At 64.3% G+C, this 1,378-nt stretch carries 2 protein-coding genes; one reads left to right on the forward strand and one right to left on the reverse strand.

What is annotated here, in order from left to right:
* Positions 1–222 (reverse strand): GatB/YqeY domain-containing protein (locus EN994_RS31620; RefSeq protein WP_164746423.1); only part of this gene is annotated, 222 nt, incomplete at its 3' end.
* Positions 223–498: 276 nt separating this feature from the next.
* Here EN994_RS31620 and EN994_RS31625 point away from each other — a divergent pair.
* The coding region (locus EN994_RS31625; protein ID WP_127308160.1) for a carbamoyl phosphate synthase small subunit at positions 499–1,378 on the forward strand (880 nt) is incomplete at its 3' end.

Consider the following 1,378-nt stretch of genomic DNA (forward strand, 5'->3'; position numbering starts at 1 on the left):
CCGCTTGCCGTCATCGAAGGCTTTGGCCGATTCCTCGCGCTGCTTCACCATCTTGGCCAGGATCTGCAGGATCTCCTCGTCGCTGGCCGGCTCCTTGCCTGACCCGCGATTGGCAATGTCGCGGTCGTGAATGGCGGCCTGGATCAGCCGCAATGTCGGCAGCCGGTGCTTGTCCTGCGCCTTCATCGCGCTCTTCAGGGATTCGGCGATTTTGCCGCGCATGGTGCATTCTCCTTCGATCGGCGCGGACAATAGCGCCGCGGGCGAGCCAAGGCAAACTCTGATGTGCCGGGGCAAGCCACTGATTTTGCTAGGCGAAATAAAATATGGCGGCATTTCGCATGATCATTGACCGCCCTGCCCCCTTCCCCTATGTACTGGGCCTTGCATGAACGGAAATTTGACTGCGTGGAAGCCGCGAAATCGCCGCTTCGCGCCGTTTGCCGCGCAGATGGCCCGCCGGGCCGGTTGCAGCGCGCGGCCTGACAGGAGTGCCGCATGGCCGAGATGACGCCCGCCTTGACCCCCGCTTGGGCCACGGAAAAGCCGACCGCCCTTCTGGTGCTGGCCGACGGTACCGTCATCGAAGGTCGCGGTCTCGGCGCCACCGGCTCCGCTGTCGCCGAAGTCTGCTTCAACACGGCGCTGACCGGCTATCAGGAAATCCTCACCGATCCGTCCTATGCCGGCCAGATCGTCACCTTCACCTTCCCGCATATCGGCAACATCGGCACCAATGACGAGGACATCGAGGATCTCAATCCGCTCGCCCGCGCCGGCGCCGTCGGCGCCGTGTTCAAGGCCGATGTCACCAACCCGTCCAACTACCGTGCCGGCACTGGTCTCGACCAGTGGCTGAAGAAGCGCGGCATCGTCGCTTTGTCGGGCATCGACACCCGCGCGCTCACCGCGCTGATCCGTGAAAAGGGCATGCCCAACGCCGTCATCGCGCATGCGCCCGATGGCGTGTTCGACATCGACGATCTGAAGCGCCGCGCCGCCGCATGGTCGGGCCTGATCGGGCTGGATCTCGCCAAGGAGGTTACGTCGGGCCAGTCCTCGGTCTGGCGCGAGACACCCTGGGTGTGGAACGAAGGCTTTGGCGAACAGATCGAACCGACAATGCACGTCGTCGCCATCGACTACGGCGTCAAACGCAACATCTTGCGCCTGCTCGCCGGCCTCGGCGCCAAGGTCACCGTGGTGCCGGCCAAGTCCGGCGCCGAGGAAATCCTCGCCATGCAGCCGGACGGCATTTTTCTCTCCAACGGCCCCGGCGACCCGGAAGCCACCGGCGACTATGCCGTACCGGTCATCCGGGATCTGCTGAAGACCGACATCCCGGTGTTCGGCATCTGCCTTGGCCACCAGATGCTGG

It is taken from the genome of Mesorhizobium sp. M7A.F.Ca.CA.002.09.1.1 (assembly GCF_003998555.1).
GTDB lineage: Bacteria > Pseudomonadota > Alphaproteobacteria > Rhizobiales > Rhizobiaceae > Mesorhizobium > Mesorhizobium ciceri.